The organism is Microbacterium sp. B24 (assembly GCF_000333415.1).
In the GTDB taxonomy this organism is placed as follows: domain Bacteria; phylum Actinomycetota; class Actinomycetes; order Actinomycetales; family Microbacteriaceae; genus Microbacterium.
On sequence record NZ_BADB01000072.1, the window covers coordinates 1 to 5,143 of the forward strand.

Genomic DNA, 5,143 nt, shown 5'->3' on the forward strand with positions numbered 1-5,143 from the left:
TCGAATTGAGCTCGGTCCCGGGGATCCTCTAGAGTCCGGTGAGGCGCCTCACCCCGCGACACAGGCGGTCGTGGCGGTGCCGCCGCCGAACGTCGACGACGACGCCTGGATCATCTTCACGTCCGGCTCCACGGGCGTGCCCAAGGGCGTTGCGGTCACCCACCGCGCGGCGGCCGCCTTCGTGGATGCCGAGGCTCGCCTGTTCGTTCCCCATGCGCCGCTGGGACCCGACGACCGCGTGCTCGCCGGACTGTCCGTGGCCTTCGACGCCTCATGCGAGGAGATGTGGCTCGCGTGGCGTCACGGTGCATGTCTCGTTCCGGCGCCGCGGTCGCTGGTGCGCTCCGGCGAGGATCTCGCCCCGTGGTTGCTGCGCCAGAGCATCACTGTCGTGTCCACGGTGCCCACGCTGGCCGCGATGTGGCCGGCGGAGTCCATCGAGAACGTGCGCCTGCTCATCTTCGGTGGCGAGGCCTGCCCGCCCGAGCTCGCGGCGCGCCTCGTCGCCGAGGGGCGCGAGGTGTGGAACACGTACGGTCCGACCGAGGCGACGGTCGTGGCATGCGCCGCCCCGCTCGACGGGTCGGCGCCGGTTCGCATCGGCCTGCCGCTGGACGGGTGGCTGCTCGCGGTGGTCGACGGTGACGGGCAGCCGGTCGGCGAGGGCGGCGTCGGCGAGCTGATCATCGCCGGTGTGGGGCTGGCACGTTACCTCGATCCCGCGAAGGATGCTGAGAAGTACGCCCCGTTCCCGACGCTCGGCTGGGACCGCGCCTACCGTTCCGGCGACCTCGTCCGCTTCGAGCCCGCGGGGCTCGTGTTCCAGGGCCGCGCCGACGACCAGGTGAAGGTCGGCGGGCGACGTATCGAGCTCGGCGAGGTCGAGGCCGCTCTGCAGGACCTGCCGGGCGTCACCGGCGCCGCGGCGGCCGTTCGCACCACCGAGGCCGGGGTGCCCGTGCTCGTCGGCTACCTCGCGGCGCCTGCGGATTTCGATCGTCTCGCGGCGCGGGCGGATCTGGCCGCGCGGCTGCCGGCTCCCATGGTGCCGCTGCTGGCCGTCGTCGACGACCTGCCCGTGCGCACGTCGGGCAAGGTCGACCGTGCGGCCCTGCCCTGGCCGTTGCCGAACGTCGAGCTTCCGGCATCCGATCTCTCGCCGGGGGAGGCGTGGCTGGCCCAGCAGTGGCAGGCCGTGCTCGGCATGCCGGTCATCGATCGCAAGGCCGACTTCTTCGACCTCGGCGGCGGATCGTTGGCCGCGGCGCAGCTGGTGTCACGCATCCGCACGCGCGTGCCCGAGTTCTCCGTCGCCGACATCTAAGACGTGCCCCGGCTGGGGGCGATGGCCAAAGCCCTCGGCCCCGGTCTGCAGAGGATGCCGCTGCCGGGCTTCCACCGCCCCGAACCGACGCCGCGGCGGGGCCAGTGGGCCCAGACGTTGCTCGGCGTGCCGCTGTTCATCCTTTCCGGCATCCGCTGGATGCTCTACCTGCTCACCGCCTCGGCCGTTTTGCGGCTCTTTCCCGGCTTCGACGTCTTGCCCGAAGCGCCGCTCGTGATCGTCGTGGTCGGGCTGCTCGTGTTCGCAACGCCGTTCGGGCGCATGGCGATCGCGGCGGCGTGCGCCCGACTGCTGTTGCGCGGCGTGCGGCCGGGTGATTATCCGCGCGGCGGCTGGGTGCATATCCGGTTGTGGCTGGCTGAGCAGATCGCCGATCAGGTGGATGCCGTGGGTCTCGCCGGAGCGCCGTGGGTGAGCTACTACGCCCGCGCCCTCGGGGCGCGCATCGGCGCGGCTGTCGACCTGCACGCCTTGCCGCCCATCACCGGGATGCTCGAGATCGGAGACGGCGCCGCCATCGAGCCCGAGGTCGATCTGTCGGGGTACTGGATCGACGGTGACGTCGTGCGCATCGGTGCCATCCGCATCGGCGCCGGCGCCACCGTGGGTTCGCGCAGCACGCTCGCTCCCGGCACCCGGATCGGCCGCCGCGCCGAGATCGCACCCGGGTCGGCGGTGTTCGGACGGGTGCGAGCCGACCAGACGTGGGCGGGCTCTCCCGCGGTGCGCGTGGGTGGCACATCCGCGCAGTGGCCCGTCGAGCGGGCCCCCGCTCCCACCCGCTGGCTCTGGGCATACGCCGCCTCCGCGATCGCTCTGGCACTCCTGCCGCTGGTGGCGTTCTCTGCGGGCGCGCTTGTCGTCGCCCGCGGCATCCAGGGTGCGGCGTCGCTCCTCGAGGCGCTGGGCGGGGCGCTGGTGTGGCTTGTTCCCGGTGTGCTGGTCGCGGGTGTCGTCTTCGCCGGTGTCGTCGTCGTGACCGTTCGCGTGCTGTCGATCGGGCTGAACGAGGGCGTGCACCCGGTACGCAGCCGCGTCGGCTGGCAGGCATGGACGATCGAGCGCCTGCTGGACTCGGCGCGAGCGATCCTGTTCCCGCTGTACTCGAGCCTGTTCACGCCCGTATGGCTGCGCCTGCTCGGCGCGCAGGTCGGCCGCGATGTCGAAGCCTCCACCGTGCTGCTACTCCCATCGCTGACGCGCATCGAAGACGGTGCGTTCCTCGCCGACGACACCATGGTCGCGTCGTACGAGCTGCACGGCGGCTGGATGCGCCTCGGCCCGGTGCGCATCGGCAAGCGCGCCTTCCTCGGCAACTCCGGCATGGCCGCGCCCGGACACCGCGTTCCCCGGGACGGGCTGGTCGCGGTGCTCTCGGCTGCGCCGGCGAAAGCCAAACCGGGCTCATCCTGGCTAGGCTCGCCCGCCGTACGCCTTCGGCGACGCACCGCCGAGGGCGACGAGACGCGCACGTATCAGCCGCCGGCGCGCCTGCGCGTCGCTCGCGCGCTGTGGGAGCTGGGACGCGTCGTGCCGGTCGTCGTCACCTGTGCGTTGGGCGTGCTCGTCGTCTTCGCCCTGGCAGCGCTGATCGACGCCGTCGGTCTCGGCGGTGCGATCCTGCTGTCGGGCATCGTCATGCTGGCCGCGGGCGCCGTCGCCGCCGGGGTCTCGACAGCGGCGAAGTGGCTGATCGTCGGCCCCATCCGTGCCGGCGAGCAGCCGCTGTGGTCGAGCTTCGTCTGGCGCACCGAGGTGTCCGACACCTTCACCGAGATGGTCGCAGCTCCCTGGTTCGCGCGCGCTGCCGCCGGGACACCGGCCCTCGCGGTGTGGCTGCGGTCGCTGGGCTCGACCATCGGGCGCGGCGTCTGGTGCGACAGCTACTGGTTGCCGGAGCCCGACCTCGTCACCCTGGGCGACGGGTCGACGGTCAACCGGGGATGCGTTGTGCAGACGCACCTGTTCCATGATCGAATCATGAGCATGGACACCGTCGAACTCGAGGCCGGGGCCACCCTCGGGCCCCACAGTGTCATCCTGCCGGCGGCCAGCATCGGCGCGCATGCGACCGTGGGACCGGCATCCCTGGTGATGCGCGGCGAGACGGTGCCCGTCGGCTCGCGCTGGAGCGGAAACCCCATCGGACCCTGGCACGCGGTCAAGGTGCGCGCCTACCAGTCGACCTCGTGAGCGGGCACGACCCGTACGCGCCCGAGAGCGGCGACCCGTCGTTCGACGTCGACTCCTACGACGTGGAGATCGACTATCGCGTGCGCACCAATCGTCTCGAGGGGCGAACGACGATCAACGCCGTGGCGGCGACCGCGGTGTCGGCCGTGAGCGTCGATCTCGTGGGCCTGCGTGCGACGAAGGTGCGCGTCGACGGAGACCGGCGCACCCGCTTCTCGCAGGGACCGCGCAAGCTGCGCATCACCCTCCCGCATCGCATGCAGCCGGGGGAGCGGTTCTCGATCGAGATCGTCTACGCCGGCGCGCCGGCACCGCGCCGGTCCCGCTGGGGCACGATCGGCTGGGAGGAGCTCGAGGACGGCGCGCTCGTCGCGTCGCAGCCGACCGGCGCGCCCACCTGGTTCCCGTGCAACGACCGCCCGGACGCGCGCGCGCCGATGCAGCTGTCGGTGACGACGGATGCCGGGTACCTCCCGGTCCTCACCGGTCGCCCCACCGGAATGTCGACGGCCGGCGGACGCACCACGGTGACCTCGGCGTCCGCCGTGCCGGTGGCGACCTATCTGGTCGCCGTGCACGTCGGCCCGTACGAGCCGAGCGCCCTCGACGGCGCCGACGGCGTCCGGGTCTTCGCCCCCGCGACCCTCCGCCGTGAGGTGGCGCGGGCCTTCGCCGACGTCCCGGCCATGCTCGCTCTGTTCGAGGAGTCGTTCGGCGCCTACCCGCAGGAGGCGTGCACACTCGTCGTGACGCCGGACGAGCTCGAGATCCCTCTCGAAGCGCAGGGGCTCGCCGTTTTCGGCAGCAACCACCTCGTCCCGGACGAGCAACGGCTGATCGCCCACGAGCTCGCTCACCAGTGGTTCGGCAACAGCGTCGGTTTGAGCAGCTGGTCGGACATCTGGCTCAATGAGGGCTTCGCGTGCTTCGCCGAGTGGCTGTGGTTCGAGCGTTCCGGGGCTGCGACGGTGGCCGAGAAGGCGGCGAAGCATCACGCGCGCCTGCGCGCGCTGCCGCAAGATCTCGTCCTCTCCGATCCCGGGCCCGACCTGATGTTCGACGACCGCGTCTACAAGCGCGGTGCTCTCACCCTGTATGCCCTGCGATGCGCCGTCGGTGACGCCGTCTTCTCGCGCGTTCTGCATGAGTGGGTCGAGACCTACCGGCACGCCCTCGCGACCACCGACGAGTTCCGCGCTCTGGCCGCCCGTATCGCCGGGCGCGACCTCGACGACGTCTTCGCGCCGTGGCTCGACCGGACGGCGCTGCCCCCGCTTCCGCGACCGTAGCGCCGGCCGGAGCGATCGGAGCTCAGCGAGCATTCGATCGACCACGTGAGCACCGACCTTCGTCTACGAAGCCGGTCGCGTGCCATCGCGCGAGTCTCGCTGGATTCTCCCGATGAGAGAAGGAAAACGACCTTCGCGGATCCGGCGACGGCGTGTGGCCGGCTCCGAGCGCACCCTTGAGGCCCGGGCGGCCCTCGCCTACGGTGAAGCCGCCGCTACCGGCACACGGAAGAACATCGAGACGGAAGTGAAGATCATCATGAAACTGCACTTGCGTCCGGTGGCGGCTCTCGCCGCAGCCGCCCTCCTCGCAGGG

1 protein-coding gene and 1 pseudogene are annotated in these 5,143 nt (G+C 71.7%); both read left to right on the forward strand.

Going from position 1 to position 5,143, the window contains the following annotated elements; translation table 11 throughout:
- Positions 1–3,538, forward strand: a pseudogene (locus I5I_RS01705) (Pls/PosA family non-ribosomal peptide synthetase); the annotation flags it as partial.
- Positions 3,535–4,827, forward strand: coding sequence for a M1 family metallopeptidase (locus tag I5I_RS01710; protein WP_036315652.1), 1,293 nt, complete (start codon positions 3,535–3,537; stop codon positions 4,825–4,827). The pseudogene I5I_RS01705 and the gene I5I_RS01710, both read left to right, overlap by 4 nt.
- Positions 4,828–5,143: the final 316 nt, after the last annotated feature.